Origin of the sequence: Chryseobacterium sp. sg2396, from assembly GCF_042610505.1 — a bacterium.
Classification (GTDB): domain Bacteria; phylum Bacteroidota; class Bacteroidia; order Flavobacteriales; family Weeksellaceae; genus Chryseobacterium.
Genome location: NZ_JBHGAQ010000015.1, coordinates 114,113 through 139,061 on the forward strand (window position 1 = coordinate 114,113; position 24,949 = coordinate 139,061).

Annotated in this window: 18 protein-coding genes; 11 read left to right on the top strand and 7 right to left on the bottom strand. The window is 42.1% G+C overall.

All coding sequences use genetic code 11. The features are described from left to right. Window positions 1–87: 87 nt before the first annotated feature. From ACED20_RS15830 to ACED20_RS15840, 3 genes are all read left to right on the top strand, one after another. Window positions 88–1,194, top strand: a complete 1,107-nt coding sequence (locus tag ACED20_RS15830; RefSeq protein ID WP_294240541.1) for an Mrp/NBP35 family ATP-binding protein — start codon at window positions 88–90, stop codon at window positions 1,192–1,194. Between the two features lie 39 nt (window positions 1,195–1,233). Beyond that, the gene (locus ACED20_RS15835) at window positions 1,234–1,482 is read left to right on the top strand and encodes a NifU family protein (protein ID WP_294197709.1); all 249 of its coding nucleotides are present in this window, start codon (window positions 1,234–1,236) and stop codon (window positions 1,480–1,482) included. Window positions 1,483–2,055: 573 nt separating this feature from the next. Further along, on the top strand, window positions 2,056–2,670 hold the full coding sequence (locus tag ACED20_RS15840; RefSeq protein ID WP_294197707.1) for a response regulator transcription factor: 615 nt from the start codon (window positions 2,056–2,058) through the stop codon (window positions 2,668–2,670). Window positions 2,671–2,752: 82 nt separating this feature from the next. Here the strand turns inward: ACED20_RS15840 and ACED20_RS15845 are convergent, their stop codons facing one another. The 5 genes from ACED20_RS15845 to ppk1 form a co-directional block, all read right to left on the bottom strand. Beyond that, a complete protein-coding gene (locus ACED20_RS15845) occupies window positions 2,753–3,580 on the bottom strand; it encodes a Sir2 family NAD-dependent protein deacetylase (RefSeq protein ID WP_294197706.1) in 828 nt (275 codons plus the stop codon). 90 nt (window positions 3,581–3,670) lie between these two features. Beyond that, the gene (locus ACED20_RS15850; RefSeq protein WP_378105661.1) at window positions 3,671–6,712 is read right to left on the bottom strand and encodes a choice-of-anchor I family protein; all 3,042 of its coding nucleotides are present in this window, start codon (window positions 6,710–6,712) and stop codon (window positions 3,671–3,673) included. Between the two features lie 339 nt (window positions 6,713–7,051). Then, complete coding sequence (locus ACED20_RS15855) at window positions 7,052–7,705, bottom strand: NAD-dependent epimerase/dehydratase family protein (RefSeq protein WP_378105664.1); 654 nt, start codon at window positions 7,703–7,705, stop codon at window positions 7,052–7,054. A gap of 467 nt (window positions 7,706–8,172) precedes the next feature. Continuing rightward, window positions 8,173–9,057, bottom strand: a complete 885-nt coding sequence (locus ACED20_RS15860) for an exopolyphosphatase (RefSeq protein ID WP_294200491.1) — start codon at window positions 9,055–9,057, stop codon at window positions 8,173–8,175. Beyond that, the gene (gene ppk1, locus ACED20_RS15865) at window positions 9,057–11,126 is read right to left on the bottom strand and encodes a polyphosphate kinase 1 (protein WP_345766343.1); all 2,070 of its coding nucleotides are present in this window, start codon (window positions 11,124–11,126) and stop codon (window positions 9,057–9,059) included. Before ppk1 ends, ACED20_RS15860 begins: the two co-directional genes overlap by 1 nt. Window positions 11,127–11,566: 440 nt before the next feature. On the opposite strand from ppk1, the gene dnaK reads away from it, so the two are divergent. Beyond that, window positions 11,567–13,459 carry a molecular chaperone DnaK gene (gene dnaK, locus ACED20_RS15870; RefSeq protein WP_294200494.1) on the top strand — a complete coding sequence of 631 codons (1,893 nt, stop codon included), beginning with the start codon at window positions 11,567–11,569 and terminating at the stop codon, window positions 13,457–13,459. A gap of 353 nt (window positions 13,460–13,812) precedes the next feature. On the opposite strand, the gene ACED20_RS15875 is transcribed toward dnaK, so the two are convergent. Together ACED20_RS15875 and ACED20_RS15880 are read right to left on the bottom strand one after the other, a co-directional pair. Next, window positions 13,813–14,427, bottom strand: a complete 615-nt coding sequence (locus ACED20_RS15875) for a response regulator (RefSeq protein WP_294200496.1) — start codon at window positions 14,425–14,427, stop codon at window positions 13,813–13,815. Continuing rightward, complete coding sequence (locus tag ACED20_RS15880) at window positions 14,409–17,342, bottom strand: two-component regulator propeller domain-containing protein (RefSeq protein ID WP_378105668.1); 2,934 nt, start codon at window positions 17,340–17,342, stop codon at window positions 14,409–14,411. The genes ACED20_RS15875 and ACED20_RS15880 overlap by 19 nt, the downstream gene beginning before the upstream one ends. Before the next feature lie 253 nt (window positions 17,343–17,595). Between ACED20_RS15880 and ACED20_RS15885 the strand changes: the two genes are divergently transcribed. From ACED20_RS15885 to ACED20_RS15915, 7 genes are all read left to right on the top strand, one after another. Beyond that, window positions 17,596–18,213, top strand: a complete 618-nt coding sequence (locus ACED20_RS15885; RefSeq protein WP_294222436.1) for a hypothetical protein — start codon at window positions 17,596–17,598, stop codon at window positions 18,211–18,213. A gap of 146 nt (window positions 18,214–18,359) precedes the next feature. After that, the gene (locus ACED20_RS15890; protein WP_294230425.1) at window positions 18,360–19,730 is read left to right on the top strand and encodes a hypothetical protein; all 1,371 of its coding nucleotides are present in this window, start codon (window positions 18,360–18,362) and stop codon (window positions 19,728–19,730) included. Between the two features lie 293 nt (window positions 19,731–20,023). Then, on the top strand, window positions 20,024–20,146 hold the full coding sequence (locus ACED20_RS15895) for a hypothetical protein (protein WP_378105672.1): 123 nt from the start codon (window positions 20,024–20,026) through the stop codon (window positions 20,144–20,146). A gap of 1,350 nt (window positions 20,147–21,496) precedes the next feature. Further along, entirely contained in the window at window positions 21,497–23,107 is a 1,611-nt protein-coding gene (locus tag ACED20_RS15900; protein WP_378105674.1) for a tail fiber domain-containing protein, read from the top strand. After that, the gene (locus ACED20_RS15905) at window positions 23,097–23,288 is read left to right on the top strand and encodes a hypothetical protein (RefSeq protein WP_378105676.1); all 192 of its coding nucleotides are present in this window, start codon (window positions 23,097–23,099) and stop codon (window positions 23,286–23,288) included. Before ACED20_RS15900 ends, ACED20_RS15905 begins: the two co-directional genes overlap by 11 nt. Before the next feature lie 26 nt (window positions 23,289–23,314). Further along, entirely contained in the window at window positions 23,315–24,061 is a 747-nt protein-coding gene (locus tag ACED20_RS15910; protein WP_378105679.1) for a hypothetical protein, read from the top strand. Window positions 24,062–24,144: 83 nt separating this feature from the next. Continuing rightward, the gene (locus tag ACED20_RS15915; protein ID WP_294323190.1) at window positions 24,145–24,897 is read left to right on the top strand and encodes a hypothetical protein; all 753 of its coding nucleotides are present in this window, start codon (window positions 24,145–24,147) and stop codon (window positions 24,895–24,897) included. Window positions 24,898–24,949 lie beyond the last annotated feature (52 nt).

A 24,949-nucleotide genomic window follows, 5' to 3' on the forward strand; every position in this document is an offset into this window, starting at 1 on the left:
CTTTCACAAAAGAAAATATCTATCAGTCCTTTTACTTATTCTAAATAGTTAAAAATTACGTAAATTTGTAAACAATTTATTTAGTTTATGTTGACGAAAGAAAAGGTTCAGGATTTCCTTAAGGAAATAGAAGTTGATGATCTGGTGAACAACCTGCAGATCATGGGCGCTGATGTATATATAGATATGATGGCACATTCTCCGGCCATGCACGAAAAGAAAAAACTGGAGGCTGCCATGAAGCAGGCATTTGCCAGTGAATTTGGGGAAGAGGTGAATCTTAAATTAAAGATCGTTTCTCCGGAACCAAGCGAAATTCAGCAAAGTCAGATCAAAGGGAAGCAGATTCCCGGGATTCAGAATGTCATTGCCATCGCTTCCGGAAAAGGAGGGGTTGGAAAGTCTACGGTTTCTGCCAATATGGCGGTGACTTTAGCAAAAATGGGCTTTAAAGTAGGATTATTAGATGCCGATATTTACGGACCATCTGTACCTACGATGTTCGATACCGAAGGGGAGAAGCCGATCTCTGTTGAGGTAAATGGAAAAAGCCTGATGAAACCGATAGAAAATTATGGTGTTAAAATGCTTTCGATAGGGTATTTCTCAGGAGCCAACCAGGCGGTGGTATGGAGAGGTCCCATGGCTTCCAAAGCACTGAACCAGATGATCCGTGATGCCGCATGGGGGGAACTGGACTTTCTGCTGATTGACCTTCCTCCGGGAACGGGAGACATTCACTTATCCATCATCCAGGAGGTACCGGTAACAGGAGCGGTGATCGTAAGTACGCCTCAGCATGTGGCCCTTGCCGACGTAAGAAAAGGGATCGCCATGTTCCAGATGGAAAGCATCAATATTCCGGTACTTGGATTAATCGAAAATATGGCGTATTTTACACCGGAAGAATTACCGGACAATAAATATTATATCTTCGGACAACAGGGTGCGCAGTACCTTGCAGATGACCTCGGGATTCCTGTATTGGGAGAAATTCCGTTGATCCAGAGTATCCGTGAAGCAGGAGATGTCGGAAGGCCGGCTGCATTACAGGAACATTCCAAAATTGCGGAGATCTACACCGAAACTGCCCGTAAAATGGTAGAAAGCCTGGTGGAAAGAAATAAGAATCTTCCTCCGACGGAAGCCGTGAAAATTACCACTATGGCGGGATGCTCGCCGAAGGCAAAATAATATGTTCCTACATCTGAAAACCGAAATGAACTGAAAAATATGGCAACAAATATAGCACATGAAGATACCGTAACGAGAGTAATGGAAGCCCTGGAAAGTATCAGGCCGTTTCTCAATAAAGACGGAGGAGATATCGAACTTATCGATGTAAAGGACAGCCTTGTGTATGTGAAGCTCCTTGGGAACTGTTCAGGATGCTCGCTGAATTTTTCAACCCTGAAATTAGGTGTTGAAAATACCATCAAGCAGCATGCGCCGGAAATCGAAAGAGTGGTAAGTGTAGAGTAAAATCTAAAAAAATATTTTTTTTAAAGACAGATCCTGTGGGTCTGTCTTTTTTAGTTCGTACCAAATGTAAATGATAAGGAATTTAGAAAATTAACCAGTCTTGTCTAAAAACCATTCTGAGCATAGTTTTAAATAATAACTATAATTTATATAAAAAATAGATTTTTTATCTTTATTTTTAATTTTTTTAAGAAACAGGAGGATAAATTATGAAAATTTCATAGTAATAATTCTATCCTGTCATAAATGTTTTATGTATTATTTTTGCTAAGAATTTATTTACATTGCTTTATACAAAAGGATTCCGAGATCTTCTTTTTTCGTTTTAATCTTTTAATGTTTACAATTTCGGTTGGATTGGGCTACAATAAAATCAGGGGTATTCTGAAATTCCGGTAGATGTATTGCCGTAAAAATTCCGGCAAATCCCTTTGAGCAGGCAAAATTGTGGTAAGAGATATGGTATTTGGTCTGCTACTTGTTATGAAATTGTAAATAAATTCAGAAAAAGATTTCCTACATAGCCGGGATATCATTTGTAGAGAATATCTAATATCTTATCAAAACTAGACTATGAAAAATATACTAATTGCTGACGGTCATTATGTTGTAAGAACAGGCACGGCGCTCGTGCTTGAAACCAAGCTTCAGTATCCCTGCGATATCGATTTTGCAGAAACCTATACGGAAACAAAAGATAAAGTTTCCAGGAAAGCATATGATCTTCTTATTATTGATATTGATATACCGCAGAGTATTTTCAAGGCTATGATCAAAGACCTGAAAAAAAAGCAAAAGCACCTTAAAATCCTGATCTTTTCAACCTATGATGAAAATGTAGGCATACAGTATATCGGAGAAGGAGCAGCCGGCTATCTCAATAAAGGCGCCTCGGAAACGGAATTTCTTACGGCCATCAATTCTGTATTTGAAGAAGGATATTACTACACGACAGACATAATGAAAAAGCTGGTAACTCAGTCGGCAGACAGCCATTCCGTAGAAAGGCTTTCCAAAAGAGAATTGCAGATCTTTAAACTTTTGGCGGAAGGAAACGGGAATATCGAAATTTCCAACAGCCTGAATCTTAAAATGTCGACCATCAGTACCTATAAAAAAAAGATCTTCGAAAAACTTCAGGTAAAAAATATTGTGGATCTGATAAGGATCTATGATGATATGCATTAAAGATAACCCGGTATTTATCGGGTATTTTTCTGTGAAGCAATATCATTTGATATTCAGGTCTCCCAATGAAAAGGCAAAGATTTTATCTGTTTAAATCTTTAATAATTTCTTTTACCCCGGCTAATACCTCCGTAGATTTTTCCCGGATAATCAGCTTATTCTTTTTATTTTTAATCAGTTCCGTAAAATTATTATCTTCGGTATTGACGTCGACAATACAGGCCGCGTATTTCAGAGCTGTCTCGGCGATTGCTAGCGGTAGGTTGGTTGCGCCTGAAGTCCCGATGATAAAAAGGATACCGCTGTTTTTGGCAACCTTTAAAGCACTGAACTTTTTATTCGTTTTTTCGTCATAATATTCATCAAACCAAAGGATATTCGGCCGCATCCAATGTCCGCAGTCCGGGCAGGTGAGCAATGCAATATCATTGCGGGTAAGATCTTCATCAATATCTTTTCCTTTAATTTCCTGCGGGAAAAGGCTAATTCCTTTGCAGCCGTTGGAGCATTTGATTTCCCGGTTGTTTCCATGAATTTCGTACAGCCTTGTATTGCCGGCACGTCGGTGAAGGTTATCGATATTCTGGGTGATGAGGTGAAAACGGTTTTTCAGCATCTTTTCGATTTCCGCCAGTTCAAGATGGCTGTGATTCGGCATGGCCGTTTCAAACATTTTTTTTCTGAATAAAGCATACTGCCAGACCTCTTCTGGATGCTGTTTGAAATATTTCAGGGTCCCGAATTCCTCAGGCTTGTGAAACTGCGTCCCTTTCACCCAGATACCGTCGGTTCCGCGATAGGTGGGGATCCCGCTGTCGGATGAAATTCCGGCACCGGTTAAAAAAGTAAAAAGATTCCGCTTTTCTTTATGGTAAACCTGACGGATGATTTCTTTCAGCTGTTCTTTCATGGTGTTTTTTAGAGTAAAAATAATCAAATTCCGAGTAATAAAAAAAGCCCCGGGAAACCGGGACTCACTCAATCAACTAAATAATATATTCTACTTTACAATAAGTCTTTTCACTTGACCTCCGGAAGTTTTCACCAGGTAAACACCGGTAGAAAGGTTGGAAGTATCAATGATTAATGCATTTTTTTCTTTACTCAATAGTTTTCCGGACATATCGTACAGTTCATAATCCTGTGCTCTGTTGAAATACAGGGTGTTTCCTTTAGCAACCGGGTTCGGGAACATATTGAAGGTCGGTTTTTCAGTTTTCACTTCACCGGTGGCTAATGTATTGGCACCTGCTACTTCGTACATTGACAAAGTACCGCTTATTTCATTGGCTACGATCACATATCCTTTTCCGGTGGTGGTGTTGGACGGTGCAATATAGGTAATGCCTTCAGGGCCGTTATCCCCGCCATAAGCTGAAGTCATGCGGGAATGTTTATAATCCGTAAACGTAGGATTATTGGGATCGGTGATGTTGTATACCATTACGCCTCCCGTTCTTTCCAAAGTGATGAAAGCGTAAGTCTGCCCGTTAATGTTTCCTAAAGCAATACCTTCCGGCTCCGGACCTTTCGCGCGGCTTCTGCTTTTTACGGTATTTGATTCGTTATCGGCATTGAAGATCAAAGGATGATTGGCGGCGATATATCTCTCGAAGCGGTCTCCGCTGTCATAAACGATCTGTCGCGTATCGGCATTGAAAATGGAGAACGAACGTGCGCCCAGTGCTGCCATTTCTTCAAAATCTGCGTCGCCATCCGTGTTTCCGGTCGCGTTGGATACCCTGAACCTTCCCAGGTTATAAGATGCCTTCAATACCGATGCCTGAGGAAATACAGCAGGATCCAAAGTATAGGTACTTGCACCTACCGTCGTTCTTTCGCTGAAGCCGGACAGGTCTTTTTCGTCTCCTTCGTTCGCCGTTACGATGTAATTGGTGTTTCCTATTTTATAATTCTGCACGGCATCCGGTGTATAATAGGCTTTTACCGGCCAGTTGGCTATTAATATTTCTCCGTTATTGTCCGAAGCATCAAACCCGTTCCCCGGGATGCTCATGTCTTTTTTTCCCAGGCCCCAGATCCCGGCGATGGTTTTTGAAGCTAAATTTACTTCGGCAACGGCATTGTTTTCCTGTAATGTTACCCATGCTTTCTGGCTGTCTGCACTGATCGTGATGTATTCAGGCTCCAGATCCTGAGAAAGTGTGTTGTTGGTTCTTACTTTCCTTAAACCGGTTGCTGTAAGGGTAGCTACCTGTGAATCGAACGCATTGAAATTAAGTGTGGTTACATTACTTTGTGCAAGATTGGCAATGCCTCCCGAAATATCGATGATGCTGATGGTTCCTTCCGGATCTACGGTATAAGCGTCGTTCGGTTCCCCTTCGTTTGCGGTCATTACTTTGGTTCCGTCCGGTGAAAAAGCAATCATATCCGGCAAAGCACCTACCGTTACCTGCTTCAGGAAGTTTCCGTTGATGTCGAAGAAGACTACCGATCCGTTCTGCTGAGGGTTGATGTTCGGAGAGGCGGCGGCAATAATCCCGTTCTTTACGGCGATACTGGTAATTCCACCGTAAGGAGCCATATTGATGGTATTTACAACTGACGGCTGATTCGGATTGCTGAAATTGATGATGTCAAAAACATCTGTAACCGAGCTGATGGTGAACAGTCTTTGTGTGGCAGGATCATGGACGACAATTTCCGTAGAGCTGGTGTTCGTTCCCGAAGGATCGAAGCTGCCGATGTAATTCAGGAAGATCTGCTGGGAAGGAACCGGAGCAGGCTTGTCGTTATCAATAATGTAAACCGTAGCATTGCTGTCTCCGGAAATGGTAGCACCTGTCGGGTTTTCAAGGCTTACGACGAAATATTCCGACTGCTGTTCCTCCATTGTATCATCAATGATCGGGATATTTACCGTATAGCTTGAGGTGGAAGGTGTAAGACTGATGGTTTGATTGGCCAGCGTAAAATCTCCGCTGCCTGCCGTACTGAAAGGAGCAGGTTTTACCACCAGGTTTACTGTAGAATTGGATGGATTCGCCACATTGATCTTGAAAGCTAAAGTTCCTGCGTTTTCATTAACTTTAATAAAGTTTTTATCCAACGAAACGGAAGTTCCTGCCGTTGTAAAAGTGGTAGAAGTAACTGCCGTTACCGCATTATCACTGGTATCTTCCACCATATTCGGTTTCAGAGCCAGGTAGTAAGCCTGATTCGGGACCATACCGGAAGTAGGGATAACCGTGATTTTATTGTTGGCGAAAGTTGTTGTAAAAGGAACCTGGGAACCTGATGCATTTCCAAGGCGGAAATCCACAAGCATTTGTGCATTAGAATCGTTGATGGCCGAGTTGTCTGTCAATCTTACGTTTTCATTGAACGAAATCGTGGGGTTTACAGTCGTTGAAGCATTATTTGTGTTGTTTGCAGGAAGATAGGTAACGGTTGGCGGAGTTGTGTCCGCTGCGGCAGCCGGCGTAGCATCTACCGTAAAATTATCGAAGCGATTGTTTCCTACGGTTCCGCCACTTCCCGCTGCGAATTCAACTTTTAATTTGAAATTCGGATTGTTGGATACGCCTGGAACGGCTGAAAAATCAAAGGCTACCAGCTGCGGATCTGCGTCGAGCGGAGAAACAGTCTGGTAAGTTGTAAAGGTAGTCCCATCCGTAGAATACTTCCAGGTCTGGGTTCCTGCTCCCGAGCCTGATCTTCTGGTCGTAAATTTCACTACGACATTGTTGTATCCCGTGGTGGGTAAATTGAACTGCAGGCTTCCGCTGATCGGGTTGTTATATCTCAAATGCGTCCCGGAAGCATCTCCGTTTCTTGCATTTAAATTCTGAACGCTGAAATTCTGGCCTGTTCCTCCGGCAAAATCAATATCCGTAGTTCCGTTTGCTACTGCAGTCATCGATCCGCCTATAAGGGTAGCGGTAGGGGTTGTAATGGCAGCAGCAGAAGCATTATTATTAAAATTCCAGTAATGGATAAGGGTCGTCTGTCCGAAAACCGCTCCCTGAAGGAAGAATGCGGCCACAACAGAGCCTTTCAACAGATAGTTGTTAATCATTTTTTACTTACTTTAATTTATGCAAAAATGAAGTTTCTGGTTTGCAATTATTTTAAGCAAATTTTAATAAATGATTAATAAAAAGATAATAAAGGAAATATCAAAAGAATAGCATTTGTATAAATGCATTGAATCTACACATCGTTATTATTCATAACCATGTCTATATAATCGTATGTATTTTATTCTATTTGGAAACCTGACCTGAAAAATGTAGATTTTTTCCTGTTAATTTAGTATTTCCTTCCAGCGGATGCTTCTGCATGTAAAAAAAACCTGAAATAGCAGTCAGGACCAATAAAATAAAAGCAACCAAAAAAATCCGTTTTAACATTTCTTTCATATTGCTAAATTTTTAATGTCCTTAATTTCTAATGTTGATGTGGGGTATCCTTTCAGCACCGTATTGATCATGGCAATACCCAATTCCCGTAAAGTTAATGATTTTGAAGGGAATACAAGAGGAAAAATCCAAATAAATGGTTTAAAAAACCATTTTACGTTTTCCTGGCCTTCTACGGGTTTCATAAATCCTGGCCTGAAATTATAAACAGCCCTGAATCCAAGCTTTCTGAGTGTATTTTCTGTTCTCCCTTTTACGCGTGCCCACATCATTTTTCCGCTCTCGGTTTTATCAGTATAGGCTCCGGAAACGTAGTTGAAAACCATATCCGGGTTCCGGCTGAGTACCGCTTTAGCAAAATGGAGGGTGGTGTGATACGTAATTCTTGTATATTCTTCCTCGCTCATCCCTACGCTGCTTATGCCTGCACAGAAAAAAACAGCATGATAGTCTCTGAAATTTTCATCATTCGGGTCGATTTTCAGGAAGTCGGAAACAATATATTCTTTCAGTTTGGCATGCCTTTTTCCGGAAGGTTTCCGACTGACACTTAAAATTTCGGAAACATTCGGGTTCTCCAGGCATTCCATTAAAACGCCTTCTCCGACCATCCCCGTTGCTCCTGTAAGAATTATTTTAATTGAGTTCATTTCTTATTGTTATTAATATGACAGATGTTTCGGACAACACTTTTACTTTACCGTGTGGTATCAAAAATTATACAAATTTTTTGAAACGGGAATGAAGGTGAATGGTGAATAGTCAATAATGAATGAAGTACAAATATCAAATGAGAAGAGAAATTCAGTAAAATATAGATACACAGTTTGTCATTGGCTCCGTCTAATCTTCGATTTCCATAGGAATCCAAACGCGGATCTTTCTTGCGTATCTCTAATACTATGGTGAGATCCCTGCGGGATGACAAACATGGGAGCAGAAACTATCACTAAAGTAATATGTGAAATTTGCCTTTAATTGACTATTGACTATCCATTATTGACAATTGGCTCTAAGAAATTGACCATTCACCTATTCACCATTCACTATTTCAGGTTCAAGCAAAAGAAAAACCGCCCGAAATAAATCGAACGGTTTTAAAATTTATGACTAACAATCACTTCTTATCCTGAAGTTTGCTGTAAATATTATGGATCAGACCATCTGCTACAGAAATTTTCGGCACAAAAATCCGGTTGATCTCCGACCACGACATCACATTGTTGAATACTTTTAATGCATGTACCAGTACATCGGCCCGGTCTTCGCGAAGGTTGTATTTGGTCATTCTTTCATCAACGGTAAGGTCGTCGAATTCCTTATACACTTTTTTAAGATGAGTAATAGACATCGGTTTACCGTCTTTGGTTTTGCTCATAGAAAACACTTTGTTGATGTTTCCCCCCGAACCAATGGCCACAATAGGCTTTTTGCTGTTGATGTTTTTCCGGATCTCCTCTTTCATGTCTTTCCAGTTATCGGGAGTTACCAGGTTATTCAGCAAACGGATGGTGCCGATATTGAATGATTTTTCATAGATCATCTTTCCGTTTTCATAGAAGGTAAGCTCGGTGGAGCCGCCGCCCACATCGATGTACAGGTAAGCGAATTCATTATCCAGCCCTTCTGCTATGTGGTTTTCAAAAACCAGTCCTGCTTCTTCATCCCCGGAAATAATCTCGATATTGATTCCCGAAGTTCTTTTCACCTCATCAATAATCTCCTGGCCGTTGGCGGCATCCCGCATGGCACTGGTTGCACAGGCCCGGTAATGTTCCACGTTATAGATTTTCATCAGGTCGCTGAATATTTTCATGGAATCGATCACCATTTTTTCCCGTTCTTCTCCGATTTTTCCAAGTGTGAAGACATCCATTCCCAGCCTTAAAGGAATCCTCAGCAGGTTAAGCTTAACGAATTCCGGTTTTTTGTTATTAATCTTTACGTCATTGATTAATAGTCTGGCGGCATTACTTCCTATATCTATCGCTGCAATCTTCATTATTTGGTAGTTTTAGCTTTTAAATATCGATACGTTTCAATCTGAGAACGGCATTTTTCTTTATGATTATCGATATACTCATTACTCAATTTTTTGTCTAAAATACGGGCTTTTACATTATCTTTCAACTGAATGTCCAGAATATCTTTTAGTTCCTTCTTGAGATTCTTATCGGTTATTTTAGCGGCCGCTTCTATCCGGTAATCCAGGTTTCTCGTCATCCAGTCCGCGGAGGAGATGTACATATCTTCGGCGCCTTTGTTGTAGAAATACATCACCCTTGCATGTTCGAGGTATTCATCCACAATACTGATGCCTTTTATTTTTTCCTTAAATTCTTTCTGGTTTACAGCACAGTAAATTCCTCTCACGATCATGTTGATGATCACTCCAGCGGCTGCGGCTTCATATAGTTTTTCAATCAGGGCCCGGTCGCTTACTGAATTGGCTTTGATGATCATTTCGGCTCGTCTTCCGGCTTTGGCCTCTTCAATTTCCTTATCGATGTGGTGAACGATATTTTCACGCATAAACTGCGGGCATACCAACAGGTTCTTACAGGTCTTCAGGACAGGCAGGTAATCTTCTTTCGGCTTTTTCAGTACGTTGAATACCTTGTTGATATCGGCCATAACGCCGCGATCTGCCGTCATCAGCAGGTGATCGCCATAAATCCTTGCCGTTTTTTCATTAAAGTTTCCGGTGCTCACAAAACCGTACTGGATGGTCTTGTTGTGAGACCTTTTCTTGATGACACATAATTTGGCATGTACCTTTTTTCCCGGAAGTCCGATCAGGACCCTGATGCCTTCCGGTTCCAGCATCTCTTTCCATTCGAGATTGGATTCTTCATCGAACCTGGCCTGGAGTTCCAGCATTACGGTTACTTCCTTGCCGTTTCTTGCCGCATAGATCAGGGCGTTGATGATTTTTGAGTTGCTTGCCAGACGGTACGCTGTGATCTGGATCGATTTTACATCGGGGTCCATTGCAGCTTCCCGCAAAAGATCGATCACGGGATTGTATTTGTGGTAAGGGAAAGTGAGAAGGACATCATGTTTCAGAATGACATCAGTAACCCTTTCGCCGTGTTCAAAATCCGGATGGGTAAAAGACGTTCTTTCGACCGGACGCTCGTATTTTTCAAATACATCGGGAAAATCCATAAAATGTTTGAAGTTGTGAATCTTGCCGCCCGGGATGATGCTGTCTTTCTTTGTTAGATTTAATTTACGGATCAGCATTTCAAGCAATGCCTTATCCATATCCTTATCGAAGACGAAGCGCGTCGGCTTTCCTTTTCTTCTGTTTTTTAAGCCTTTCTCAATCTTTTCTGCAAAGTTTGTTTTAATATCATTATCCAGTTCCAGCTCCGCATCTTTGGTTACTTTAAAAGCATTGGCTGAAAATTCATCATACCCGAAATAAGAGAAAATATGCGGTAAGTTGAAGGCGATTACATCTTCCAGCAGCATCACGTTCTTTTCTTCCGGAGTTTCGGTAGGGAGCAGAACAAACCTTCCCACGAATCGGGACGGGATTTCAATGATCGCATAATTGCTGGAATACCGCCAGTCTTTTTTGCTCATTGCCACTCCCAAATAGAGGCTTTTGTCCCGCATATAAGGCATCGGCGTATTTTCGTGAAGAAGGATCGGGATCACATTGGATTCCACTACTTCATCAAAATATTTCCTTACAAATTCTTTCTGTTTGACAGTCAGATTTTTTGAAGTTTTAATAAAGATATGCTGTTCCGCCATTTCAGCCTGGATCTTTTTCCAGGTTTTATCGAAATTCTGCTGCTGCCTCATCACAATCTCATTGATCTTCTGAAGGATCTTTGAAGGCGGCTGATAGAAAGATTCTGCAATAACTTTCTCTTTAAAATCCATGGCACGCTTTAATCCTGCGACCCGTACCCGGAAAAACTCGTCGAGGTTATTGGAAAAAATGCCTAAAAAACGAATTCTTAAATGTAAAGGGACCTTTTCGTCCATTGCTTCCTGCAAAACCCTTTCGTTAAAGGCCAGCCAGGTGATATCTCTCGGATTGAAATGTAGTGACATTCTCTAATTTATAATTTATCAAAAATACTGATTTGTGGTATCGCTGAGAATCTTTTCACGTTAAACTTTAATTAATTTTGAGTGTAAGCAGCCGTTTAGCAGGGATACCATCTGCAGTTCTTTAAAGTTATTAAAAAAATCGATTTAAAAATACAATGTCGGGATGGAATTAAAAAACAAATTATAAAATTATCCGGATGACAGAATTGATAAGGTTTTAGATAAAAATGGTAAATTCATGACAAAACTGCAAAAGAAGGATAGGGTAGGTTTAAACTGGTTTCAGGCCATATTTTTTACTCATTTATTTTTTATAAAGAGATTTATTTTATTGTTTTTTGGCGGGAGGATGCCAATTTGTCACAAAATTTTGAATGGTATAAATATTGAGAAATACTGATTGTATTTTTAAAACTAAAATTAGAAAAATAAAAAATATTATGAGTAAAATAATTGGAATCGACTTAGGAACAACCAACTCTTGTGTTGCTGTAATGGAGGGAAAAGACCCTGTTGTAATTCCTAACGCAGAAGGTAAAAGAACAACGCCGTCTATCGTGGCATTTACAGAAGACGGTGAAAGAAAGGTAGGAGATCCTGCCAAAAGACAGGCAGTAACCAACCCTACAAAAACGGTTTATTCAATCAAAAGATTTATCGGAACGCACTTCAAAGATGATGCTTCTGAAATTACAAGGGTACCTTATAAAGTAGTTTCAGGACCGAATGATACCGTAAAAGTAAAAATCGACGACAGAGAATATACACCACAGGAAATCTCCGCGATGACGCTTCAGAAAATGAAGAAAACGGCTGAAGATTATCTGGGTCAGGAAGTAACAAGAGCGGTAATTACGGTTCCTGCTTACTTTAACGATGCTCAGAGACAGGCTACTAAAGAAGCAGGTGAAATCGCAGGTCTTAAAGTGGAAAGAATCATCAATGAGCCTACGGCTGCGGCATTGGCTTATGGTTTGGACAAAAATCACAAAGACCAGAAAATTGCAGTATATGACCTTGGTGGTGGTACTTTCGATATTTCGATCCTTGATTTGGGAGACGGTGTATTTGAAGTATTGTCTACCAACGGTGATACGCACTTAGGTGGTGATGACTTTGATGATGTGATCATCAACTGGATGGCTGACGAGTTTAAATCTGAGGAAGGTGTTGATCTGAAATCGGATGCGATTGCCCTTCAGAGATTAAAAGAAGCGGCTGAAAAAGCAAAAATCGAGCTTTCTTCTTCTCCTCAGACTGAAATCAACCTTCCTTATATCACCGCTACGGCTACAGGCCCTAAGCACTTGGTAAAAACGCTTACTAAAGCCAAATTCGAGCAGTTATCTGCTGACCTGGTAAGAAGATCGATGGAGCCGGTAGCGAAGGCTTTGAAAGATGCAGGTTTATCCACTTCGGATATCGACGAAGTAATCCTGGTAGGGGGTTCTACGAGAATCCCGATCATCCAGGAAGAAGTTGAAAAATTCTTCGGTAAAAAACCGTCTAAAGGAGTTAACCCGGATGAGGTTGTGGCCATTGGTGCTGCTATCCAGGGAGGTGTATTGACAGGTGACGTAAAAGACGTATTGCTTCTAGACGTTACGCCGCTTTCTTTAGGTATCGAAACCATGGGTTCTGTTTTCACAAAGTTAATTGAGGCGAACACAACGATCCCGACTAAAAAATCTGAAGTATTCTCGACGGCTTCTGATAACCAGCCGGCAGTAAGCATCAGAGTAGGACAGGGGGAAAGACCGATGTTCAACGATAATAAAGAGATCGGTAGATTCGACCTTACAGATATTCCACCGGCACCAAGAGGGGTTCCTCAGATCGAAGTAACTTTCGACATCGATGCCAACGGCATCCTGAGCGTTTCCGCTAAAGATAAAGGAACAGGTAAAGAACAGTCGATCAAAATCCAGGCTTCTTCAGGTCTTTCCGACGAAGAAATCGAAAGAATGAAGAAAGAAGCTCAGGAAAACTCTGCTGCAGATGCTAAGAGAAAAGAAGAAGTGGAAATCTTCAACAAAGCAGACGGTTTGATTTTCCAGACTGAAAAGCAATTGAAAGAATTCGGTGATAAATTATCTGCTGATAAAAAAGCAGCCATCGAAACTGCTCACGGAGAATTGAAAACGGCTTTTGAAGCTAAAAATGCAGACGATGTAAAAGCGAAAACAGAAGCTTTGGATGCAGCATGGATGGCCGCTTCAGAAGAACTGTATGCAGCAGGCCAACAGCCGGGTGCTGATGCAGGAGCTCAGAATGCAGGAAATGCAGGTGGTGCAGAAGATGTACAGGATGCAGATTTTGAAGAAGTGAAATAAGTAGCAATTACCATCGGTTAAGATCGATTGAAATAAATTAGCAAATCGCTGTAAATGTAATGTTTACAGCGATTTGTAGTTTTTTTAATCGGCAAAAAGATTCCAAAAAACCTTAATGAAATATTTATGTTTATTCTTTTTCTTCCTATTTCTGCAATTGAAGTCATTTAAATTTTTTTCTTTGGAAAAAAGTTTAAATGACTTCAATAAATTTATGAGTTAAATAGATAAAATGTGTCGGTAAATCCTGGAATTTTAATAAAATTTAACGGACTTGAAATCTTCATCTATTTAAAATCCGCCTAAGTTTAATACGGACTCTAAAATATTAATTAGTACTAAAAATTCTCTAATTAACTTTTGAATTCAAGATGAATTTTCACGAGATCAGGGATATTCTCCACTTTAAGTTTAGTAAAAATCCTTTTCTTATAAGTACTTACAGTACCGGGCTGGATATTGAGCATATTGGTAATTTCAAGATTTCCGTATCCTTTTACCAGCAAAATAAAAATCTCGTACTCTCTGTCGGAAAGGCTTTTTTTAGGATGGATCCGCTGAGAAAGTGAAATATATTCCCGCATGGTTTCAGAAGGAAAGACAGAACCTGTTGTATAAAGAGTTTCAATTCCTTCCAGAATCTGTTTGTAGCTACATTGCTTATTGAGATAACCATCCGCTCCTTCAGTGATGAACTGCCAGAGCATTTCTCCTTTAAAACCAGAAAAAAGTAGGATCTTTAAGGTGGGGCAGATTTCTTTCAGATGCCGTACAACGGAATAGACAACTCCTGGCATCTGAATATCCATGATAAGAAGATCATTACTTTTTTCTATAAGTATTTTTTCAGCTTCGAAGTAATTTTCGGCACAATCTATTTGCACATCTTTATAAGCTGTTTCAATGGCTACGGATACACCCAATCTTACAATATAATGGTCATCCGCAATTAAAATTCTTTTGAACATATATCGATAATTTTTATAATCACAAGTGTTCCTTGTGTTTGTTTTCTAAATTCAATGATTGCATTTATTTTTTTTACAAGCCGGATTACAAGGTGTAATCCCAGACCCAAATTCCTGAATTTTGTTTCATCTTCATCATTGGACTGGTAAAGTGTATTATAATAATTTAGCTTTTCATCTGGCATTCCTTTTCCCGTATCAGTCAGCATAATCACGATATAAGGATATTCCCGATATCCCTTAAAAACAATGGTACCGCCAGCTGTATTTTTTACGGCATTATCCAGAAGATTCTGTATAATAATATTAATGATGCTTTCTTTAACGGAAAGAACAAGATCCTGATCTATAGTATTAATAATCTTTGTGGCGTTATATTCCGACATATCTGCAAAAAGTTTTATTTTTCGCTCAATCGCCTCATGCAGAGAATAGGCTTTTTCAGCAAAGATCTCATTGCTACTTATGGCTTCGCGGTATTCGCGAAGACTCATAGCAAGATTGTAAAGTTCTTCCGTAGATTTGTACACACTGTCAAAATATTTTTTTTGCAGAGCCGGACTGTCAGTATCCAGCATCATTTGCGAAAGGTTCGAGAGATGCTTAATCGGGGTGGCAATATCATGGGTGATAGCCTGGAAAAGGTTTTCCTGATGGGAGGTTTCATTTTCAAGAATCATTTCAGTCTGTTCCAACCGGTCGGTCACTGTTTGTATTATTTTTTTCTGAGTACTGAATCTCCTGTAGCTCCAGCGTATAACCGCGACCATTGTTGTAATGATGATGGCTCCTGTGAGAATTCTAAACCACACCGTCTCATAAAAATAAGGTTGTATATAGAAGCTTAGGGTCTTGTATGTATACTTGCCGTTCCCGATCCAGCTTCTGATATAAAGTACATGGCTGCCCGACGGAAGCTTTTCAAGAACTAAAACCCTGTCGTCCCCGATGACATTCCATTTCTTATCAGTCGTGCTGTCGATCTGGGCCTCTAAGACAAGATTTTCTTTCTGTCCATAAAAAGGAATATCTATATAAAGCTCCGCGCGATGGTAATCCTTTTTTAGATAAAGGGTATCATTCAAGAAACGAATAGAATCGCCTACTTTTAATCGCTCTGCAGAAATACTTCCTGAATATGGAAGTACCGCAGGTACAGATTCGGGGCGGAAAAAGACCACGCCGTCCATCGAAGGAAATGCAAACTGACCGTTGGCAAGAGCTGCAGAGCCAGGTTGCCCGCCCCCGTTAAATTCATTGGTATTAAAACCGTCTTTTTTGGAATAACGATAATAATGTACTTCTTTATTTATATGTGATGTAGTATCACTGTACTCCAGAAGGATTTTCCGGTGTATCCTGTATAGCCCATTGTTGGTAGAAATCCATAAAAAGCCCCTTCGGTCTTCCTGTAAATCATGGGGAGTGGAGAGATTATTGTCTCGGTCCATAGGCATACGGATCAGTTTTTTATTCTTAATAAGATAAAATCCATTTGCGAAGCTCATAGCCCATAGATTTCCGTCGCGAGTGCGGCATATATTTTTAACAGGAATATGACTTATTTTTTTAAAAGTAAGATGTCTTACATCCAGCACATACAAACCGTCGGCACAACCAGCCACATAAGAGTACGGGTCACACCGCTGTATGCATTCTACCACTTGACGTGTTATAAATTTTCGTTTTACTTTGGAGTAGGTATGATCCGCAAATTCCATAAGAACATATTGATTATTATGAAAAGCATTAAGAAAATAAAAATCTCCAGCACGCAGGACATTGAAAATATAAAAACGGAAAACATGCCGTAGAATTGGTCGGTATATAGAAGGAGGATAAATCCGAAGAGTACTGTCTTTAAAGCATATCAGATTTCCGCGATTGTCGTACAGCATACTGTTCGGGAAGTTTTTACTGTCGAATCGGATTCTTTTTAAAATGCGTGAAGAATCGAATACAACTCCTTCCGGAGTAAGAACAGAACTGCGGGTGTATGGCAGAAGCGATGTAAAGGTTGGAGGTTCGGAGGAGATATTATTTTTTACAGCATAAAAAATCAGCTGCTTCAGAACCAGCAGCCCTCTTGTAAGGCTTCCCAGGTAGAGAATTTTGTAATCGCGGTCATAGTACATCGAATAAAACTGATAATTTCGGAAATTTTTGTAATTCATCAGTTTTCGTAGTGAAATCTTATTATTGGTATAACTTACTGTATAGATGACGTCTTTGTGTATAAGGAAAACCTGGCGGTTAATCTTTTCCCAATAGATGATAGCTTCCGGATCGGCAAACATTGGGTGTTCCAGATGCTGTACACGGCCATTTTCGATCATTATAATATTGCCATGCTTTGTATTTCGTATAAAGACAAGTTCATCGATACTAAAGACATCTTTCATATTATTGGGATCAAAGGACAGCAAAATTTCAACAGCTGGCGATCCTGCTTTACGGAAGACAATCTTATTCTTCGAAAACAAATACGTACCTGTGCGCGTAGAGACCGTATAATACATCTTCAGGCTCGGATCACCCAGGTTCGATTTTTCATAATATTCGTAATATTTTCCTCTGAAATGAATTCCGTCTTTTTTTCTATAATACGGTAGACGCAAAACTTTTCGTTTACGGATCATAATCGCATCCCGCCTTCCGTCTGTAGAAATCACGATACTGTCTTTTTTGCGGTCTCCTGAAAATGTCATAAAATGCAGATTGCTTAAGCCATGGACATCAAATGAAGTAAAACCATTTCCGTCATACCGAATGACTCCCCGCTCAGTGGAAATCCATAAATACCCATATCTATCTTTCACCATATCCTTCACACTGTTCTGCGGAAGTCCGTCGTCAGTAGTAAGCCAAACCGCAGAATATTTTTGTCCACTAAGGGTTAGAAATAAAACACACAAAAGTAGAGTTATTATCAATTTAGTCATACCACAAAATAGGTCTTTTAACAATCCTCTTCTTTTTCATTAAAAAAAATATTAAAACGAAATTAAAATTATTATATATATAAAACACCATTTGTATTAAATATTATACAGTTTTGTCTAACTATTTATACAATTTTCACAATACATTCTTCACTGGTTAGAAATATATTTGCCATGTATAATAATAGTCTTAAAACCTATTGATAAGATTAGAAATATTTTTACTATGCCTGTTATTTTCAAACCTATCTCTATCCACTATTTATTCTTAAGGATGACGGTCCTTGGAATGGTATTGTTCTGGAACATAGTGTCGGCACAGGAAATCTATGATAAAAAAAGACAACTCTTCGTAGCGGAGGGTACTCTCATCCATACCGTTGCAACACCAAGACCATATGTTACAAAAAAGAAAAGGGCGAATTTTGTGCGGATTAGCAGAAAAAAAAGGATAGCTAAAGTAATTAAAAATACCTGTAAGCCTGTCGTAAAGAAATATGAAATCTGTGAATCCGTAAAACCAGTTATAGGACCTGCAGACAGAAAAAAATCTACTCTCATCTGTACCCGGTGCCAGAATCATTACGGGATTCTTTCCTGTCTCTCCTGTGAAAAATGCAGACATGCAGCTGCAGATGCTCCCTATGTGCTCTTTATAAAAATTCTTTTTACGGATGACATTGTAAAACACAAATATCTATATAGGGAATCTCACAGGCAATTTGAGAAGTCCTGCCATAACTCCTGCCGGCCGCCGCCCAATGTCCCCCAAGTACATATTCTTAGTCTTGTAAGAGCGGCCGCAGTGGGAGTTTATATTTATTATAAACCAATGGCTATATGAAAGACTTTGGTTAGTTTTTTTTTGAATCTTCCAATGACTTTTAAAGGTGAAGTCTTCACACAAAAATTGATCAATCACAACGGAAAGCCCTGCGTCATGCCTGCAGTTAATACAACTTCAATTAACAAACAATAAAAATCCAAAAAATGAAAAAACAACTCTTATCGATAGCAATTCTTGCTTTTACAGCCACCGCTTACGGACAGGTCGGAATCAATACGACGGCACCGGCAACCACCCTGGATATTACCGCTAAGAATGCGACAGGGACCACAACCGCCGTAGACGGACTGATGATCCCGCGGGTCGACCGCCAGCGGGCCCAAAGCATGAGCTCCGTGCCTACCTCTACCATGATCTATGTAAACGATATTTCTACCGGGACCACTTCCGGGACCGCAGCCAATATTGACGCCGTAGGATTTTATTATTACAACGGTACCGCCTGGACCAAAATGGGTTCCGGGGCCGGGGGATCTGCCGTAACGGCCAATAACGGGCTTACCCAGGCCTCCGGAAACATCCAGCTGGGCGGTGCCCTTACCCAGGCCACTACAGTAAGCGGACTGAGCGCCACCAATACCATGGGCTTTACCGGGACCGGTGTCAATGCATTCTCTGTAGACAGCAGTACGCTTTCCGTAGATGCCGCCAACCACAGGACCGGTTTTGGTACTACTGCCCCTCTGGAAACGGTACAGGTACTGGGAAGTTCCAAATTCGGGCGCACAGGTACCAACTCTATCATCATAGACGGAGTATCCCCGACACCGCTTTCTACTAACGGACTAATTGCGAGCTCTGTAAAAAACGGAGGAATTCTATACAGTGAAGCCGACGTCAATGTCGGTATTCTGAATACTCAACAGATGAATATCCTCTCCGGAGGAACCGACTTCTCAAGCGATAAAATCCTGGATAAAGTGGTCGCAAGTTTTCAGGCGGCAGGAAAAGCGGGGATTAATACAGATGCACCTGCGGCTACGGTGGATATGAATGCTGCACAGCCCACAGGAACCGCCACAGCCGTGGACGGGATCCTGATCCCGAGGGTAGACCGTCAGCGTGCCCAGAGCATGACTTCGGTACCTGTCTCTACCCTGGTTTACGTCAACAGTATTTCCACAGGTACCCAGAGCGGATCGGCCGTGAACATCGATGCAGCAGGATTCTATTATAACGACGGAACCAACTGGCAGAAGCTGGGTGCGTCGTCTGCACCGGCATACCAGAACATCAGGGGTGGTGTGGTAAAGCCTACGACCGCTTCCTATACCGTACAGCCTTCCGATTATTTTGTAGTAACCAGCGCTTCATCCGGCGGGGTTACGATGACCTTCCCTGCCCTTACCGCGGCAGATGCCGGAAGAACCGTCTATGTCTACAACTACAATCCATCCGCAGCGGCAAATCCGGCAGCGAGCGGCGTCATTACCGCCACCACCGCCAACTTTAACTACCAGAGAGGTTATATGGCCATCTGGACCGGTGCGGAATGGATCATCCCTAATAAATAAGAGCGCCATTTTTTCATTCAGAAAACCATTGATTTTTCATCGATTATGTTTTTTTAAGCAGCAGGCGGGGCTGCGCTTTCCGCCTGTGCTTTATGTAATCCATCCGGATAGAATCCATCGGTAGTTTTCTTAATGCAGCCAACCCCCAACTTTCAACCTTAAACGGTAACCCTTGAACTTTAAACCCTGAACTTTAAACCCTAAAACAATGAAAAAAAATATACTTACGGTCGCTGCCCTGGTGGTCTTTGCCGGAATGCAGGCGCANGGAAAAGGTATTCCCGGATGCCGTAATGACCAACAAGGAAGGTTACAAATCCGTCAATTACAATGCCCTGATCCCGGTACTGATCGAATCCCTGAAAGAAGCCCACCGTGAAATCAAAGAACTGAAAGAAGAACTGAAGAAAAAATAAAACGAAGAGCTCCTGATGCCGGTGCCGGAAAGAGGCCGGATGATCCGGGAAACGAAATTCATCATCCGGCTGAGGGCACCCGTCGGGCCCATTATGAAATGCTACCTGACCATACCGAAACTTTTCTTAATATCAATTTGTGTTTTATTAAGCCCGCGGGAGCCACGGTATGGTTATTTTTTCCAGCGCGCTACCCCGGGCTTTTTACCGGCTGACGAATAAACCATGAACCTCAAACTTTAAACCTTAAACTTTAAACCCTGAACTTTAAATTCCTAAAACAATGAAAAAAAATATACTTACGGCCGCTGCCCTGGTGGTCTTTGCCGGAATGCAGGCGCAGATCCAGACCAATAACGGGGTCACCAACGGCATCACCAATTCCAATGTCCTCTTGGACGGCAGCTCGGGCTTCAGTACCGAAGCCGGTGCCGGACCTTATGTGGGAAAAGGCGTCGTGATCCCTTCGGTAGACCTGGTGAACTTCCAGTTCGATCTTTCCCAGGCCGACGGATTTACCTTCCCTACGTATTTCGACGGGATGATCGTCTACAACAACGCCACCGGGAACACCCTCACCACCGGAAACCGGCCTTCCACTTCGCTGGCCGTGACCCCGGGTTTCTATTATTTCTACAACCCCAACGGTGCTTCCAACGGGAACATCACCGGCGGCCAGTGGAAAGCACTCGGCGGAACAGCCACCGGTGACAACCTCGGCAACCACTCCGCTACCCAGACTCTTGTGATGAACGATAATCAGTTGAGGCTGCGTGCTGCCAATGACGGCAACCACGGATTGATCTACAACGGAACCATCGGCGGCCCAAGATTATGGGGAGATACCGGAGGTGCTCTGGGAACCGTGAATGGAACCAACGCACTGACTTGGGATAATGGTGGAAATATAGCTTCGCCGGGAGTAATTAAATCTGGTAGTACTGGTGGATTTATCCGATTATTACCTGGTGACTCATCTCATACAGGTTATCTTTCAACTCATAAAGCAGATGGCACTCAGGTAGGATATATCGGATATGATAATAATAATTTGCTTTATGCAAGCACGGGATCACACCTCTTTCAACAAACCATCATCGGAGAAGGAGAAGTTTATGCCGGTACCAATAAAAGTGTCCATTTAAGAGGAACAGGTTCTGTATTTTGGGATGATTACGGAGGTGGCTTTTACATGGATGATAATAACACTATTAAAGTGGCAGCTAACAAAAACTTTTATACTGGCGGAACAATTACNCCGGCGGCCAGTGGAAACCACTCGGCGGAACAGCCACCGGATTAAATATCTATAATAGTAATGGAACTTTAGATAATAATAGAATAATTACTATGACTGATAAAAACCTTACTTTCCAAGCAACTTCTGGTAATCAAAGTTTTTTTTCTAATGCAAATGCAGGTTCAGGATATTATATTAAGAATGCAAATGCAGGTAATGCAGCATATACTTATCTTGCGATCGGCAATGACAGTTTAAGTAATACCGTGCTTTTTATGAACTCATCTACGAGTACATCGGATGCAGGTGCTAATGGAGCAGTATTACGTAACGATGCAGGTGATATGAATATTCAAAGTCAAGGTGGAAAAGGACTACAAATCCAAAAAAACACTGGAAATAGTATTTTAAATACAAGTAATCCTGGTGCAGGAGGACTAACTATTGTAAATCCAAGTAATGACGCAAATGCATATACAGGATTCGCAATAAATAATGGTTCATCCGCAGTAAATCTTTTTCTAAATTCTGTTTCAAGAACTGCAGATGGAGGAACTAATGGAGCAACTCTACGTAATGATGCTGGTGATATCAATATACAAAGCCAAGGAGCTAATGGTTTAACTATTCAGAAAACGACAGGAAGTGCCGTTTTAAATACTAACAATGCAGGCTATGGAGGATTTTCAGTATTAAATCCTAATACTGACTCAAATTCTTATACTGCATTTGCATTAAATAATGGCACTTCTGCACTAAACATGTTTTTAAATTCACCTGCTCGTACGACAGATGGTGGGACAAATGGTGCTACCATGCGTAATGATGCAGGAGATCTGAATTTACAAAGTAAAGGGGCCAATGGTCTATTGATTCAATCGACTTCAGGTAATGCTTCTCTAAAAACATCTAATGACGGTTATGGTGGCTTATCAGTAACAAATTTTAATACAAGTTCTAATTCTTTTACTGGTTTTGCATTGGCAAATGGAGTTACAGCACTTAATATGTTTTTAAATTCTTCTTCGCGTACGGTTGATGGAGGAATAAATAGTGCAACCTTACGTAATGATGCCGGTGATCTTAATATGCAAAGTAAGGGCGCAAATGGTTTACTAATTCAGTCAATTACAGGAACCAGTTCCTTAAATACAAACAGTTCAAATTATGGAGGATTTATAGTTAAAAATACAAATACAAGTGCTACTTCATATGCGGGTTTAACTCTGAGTAATGGTTCTACTGCTGCTTTTAATATGTTTTTGAACTCTGCAGCTCGAACTGCTGATGGTGGATCAAATGCTGTAACTCTACGAAATGATTTAGGGAGTATAAATATGCAAAGCGTCGGAGGAAACGGATTATCTATTGCAGCGAATACTGGAATTACTACTTTTTCCAATACTGTAATTACCCCACGGGTCCAGGGCCCATCCGACCGCCGTTTTAAAAAAGACATTACCCCGATTTATAATGCAACAGAAAAGCTGAATCAGCTGAACGGCTATACTTACACCTGGAGGGATAGAAAAGAATTCGCGGGCCAGGCATTAGGAGAAGGCAAAGACATGGGGGTGATCGCCCAGGAAGTAGAAAAGGTATTCCCGGATGCCGTAATGACCAATAAGGACGGCTATAAATCGGTCAACTATAATGCCCTGATCCCGGTGCTGATCGAAGCGCTNAGAAAAGGTATTCCCGGATGCCGTAATGACCAATAAGGACGGCTATAAATCGGTCAACTATAATGCCCTGATCCCGGTGCTGATCGAAGCGCTCAAAGAATCCAACAGAAAAATCCAGGCGTTGGAAGACCGCCTGAACGGAAGTGGGAAAACACCGGTATCCAGCGTGCAGAAAAACGATTTCAAACCCGCCGGTAACCTGCCAGGCAAATTATAAGCACGGCTGTCGGGAAAACTGAGAAAATGAGAAACCTAACCAAGCCCCTGCTGCTCCTTCTGGTCTCCGGTAGCGCTGCCGCGCAATCCAATACGGCAGCGGCCAGCGGCAGCATCGGGAAGTGTAGCGTTTGGGGGTATCCGTACCTGATCTATAACAATTCGGGGGCAAGCCAAAGTGTAGGAAGCGGCATTACCGTAACGGTAGATGAAGACCGGAACACCGGTGCCGTAGACCTCAGCGGAAACGGAGCCCTGGTAATGAGTGGCAGTAAGGGGATCACCCTGAGCGGCTCCGGCATCGAGACGGCCTGTCGCTGGGATCTCCCGTCAGCCGGCACGGCCCATTTCGTGAACAATAACAATTATTATGCAGTGAACTCCGTAGGCGAGCCCTACGTGGTTTACAAGACCAGTGCTTTTTTTACCGCACCCTATACCGGCAATTACCGCTGGGTGCTGGGGTCCGGCTGGACGGCCTCCGTATCCGGAGCCTACCTCAAAGCCTCCATAGGTATTTTCAAAGCTGGCCAGGATTTCCTGAGGAACGTCTTTGCACAGAACGAAGCCGGAACATGCGGGATGGCGGTACCGTCTTCCACAGCCCTTCCGGCCACCTGGTATCCCAATGCGGAAGGCGGGGGATCATTTTCCCTCGCAGCCGGCGAAAAGCTTAGATATGGGGCCAGCACGGCCTATAATACTACCGGGACCTGTAATGACACCGGGATTTCTTTTACCATCAGTGCCGCTACCATGTATTATGAGAACTGACAGGATACGACAGTATGAAGAAAGCTCTTCCGGGATATCCGCCGGTAATCCCGGCATCCTGAAATAAAAAGAAAAATAGACATATGAAACCAACAAAAAAAGTAACGCCCCTCCTTGCCCTGCTGGCAGGAAGCCTCCTGAGTGCACAGGGCAATACCGCAATAGCCAGCGGCAGCATTGGAAAATGCGCGGTATGGGATTACCCCTACACATTGTACAACAATTCCGGAGCCAGCCAGACCGTGAACAATGGCATTACCGTAACCGTAGACCAGAACCGGAACATCGGGTCGGTGAACTTCTCCGGAAACGGCGCCATGGACATGAGCGGCAGTAACGGGATTACCCTGAGCGGCTCCGGAGGCGACCTCAATTGCCGCTGGGACCTTCCAGGCTACGGCAATCATGTTATTACCAACAATAACGGCAACTTCAGTACTAACTCCTTGGGACAGTCTGCCATCAGTTATGATTCCGGAGCCATCTTTGCAGCACCCTACGCGGGAAATTACCGGTGGCAACTCGGTAGCGGCTGGTCGGCAAGCATGTCCGGCTCCTACCTGAACGGCTCCCTGGGCGTAAGGCGTGAGACCAAAGACTATTACGGGACCGTATTCAGCCAGAACGAAGCGGGAAGCTGCGGCCTTTCCAATCCTTCAAGTACGACACAGGCTGCGACCTGGTTTCCCAACACTTACGGCGGCGGCCCACTGGTTCTTACCGCCGGACAGAATATTTATTATTCGGCTGCAACAACCTATCGGTCGTCGGGTGGCTGCACTTCTACACAGCTGAACTTTACGATCGGAACCGCCACTTTGTACTTTGAAAATTAAATGCCGGTAAAGCCGGTCTGTACAGGAGAAACCCTGTGTAGAGACCGGCAAT

Bases quoted from the DNA above. Each gene is read 5' to 3' on its own strand.
- ACED20_RS15830 (WP_294240541.1), top strand. From the start codon at position 88: ATGTTGACGAAAGAAAAGGTTCAGGATTTCCTTAAGGAAATAGAAGTT.
- ACED20_RS15860 (WP_294200491.1), bottom strand. From the start codon at position 9,057: ATGAAGATTGCAGCGATAGATATAGGAAGTAATGCCGCCAGACTATTA.
- ppk1 (WP_345766343.1), bottom strand. From the start codon at position 11,126: ATGTCACTACATTTCAATCCGAGAGATATCACCTGGCTGGCCTTTAAC.
- ACED20_RS15905 (WP_378105676.1), top strand. From the start codon at position 23,097: ATGACCAATAAGGACGGCTATAAATCGGTCAACTATAATGCCCTGATC.
- ACED20_RS15895 (WP_378105672.1), top strand. From the start codon at position 20,024: ATGACCAACAAGGAAGGTTACAAATCCGTCAATTACAATGCCCTGATC.
- dnaK (WP_294200494.1), top strand. From the start codon at position 11,567: ATGAGTAAAATAATTGGAATCGACTTAGGAACAACCAACTCTTGTGTT.
- ACED20_RS15885 (WP_294222436.1), top strand. From the start codon at position 17,596: ATGCCTGTTATTTTCAAACCTATCTCTATCCACTATTTATTCTTAAGG.
- ACED20_RS15910 (WP_378105679.1), top strand. From the start codon at position 23,315: ATGAGAAACCTAACCAAGCCCCTGCTGCTCCTTCTGGTCTCCGGTAGC.
- ACED20_RS15915 (WP_294323190.1), top strand. From the start codon at position 24,145: ATGAAACCAACAAAAAAAGTAACGCCCCTCCTTGCCCTGCTGGCAGGA.
- ACED20_RS15850 (WP_378105661.1), bottom strand. From the start codon at position 6,712: ATGATTAACAACTATCTGTTGAAAGGCTCTGTTGTGGCCGCATTCTTC.
- ACED20_RS15855 (WP_378105664.1), bottom strand. From the start codon at position 7,705: ATGAACTCAATTAAAATAATTCTTACAGGAGCAACGGGGATGGTCGGA.
- ACED20_RS15890 (WP_294230425.1), top strand. From the start codon at position 18,360: ATGAAAAAACAACTCTTATCGATAGCAATTCTTGCTTTTACAGCCACC.
- ACED20_RS15845 (WP_294197706.1), bottom strand. From the start codon at position 3,580: ATGAAAGAACAGCTGAAAGAAATCATCCGTCAGGTTTACCATAAAGAA.
- ACED20_RS15835 (WP_294197709.1), top strand. From the start codon at position 1,234: ATGGCAACAAATATAGCACATGAAGATACCGTAACGAGAGTAATGGAA.
- ACED20_RS15875 (WP_294200496.1), bottom strand. From the start codon at position 14,427: ATGTTCAAAAGAATTTTAATTGCGGATGACCATTATATTGTAAGATTG.
- ACED20_RS15840 (WP_294197707.1), top strand. From the start codon at position 2,056: ATGAAAAATATACTAATTGCTGACGGTCATTATGTTGTAAGAACAGGC.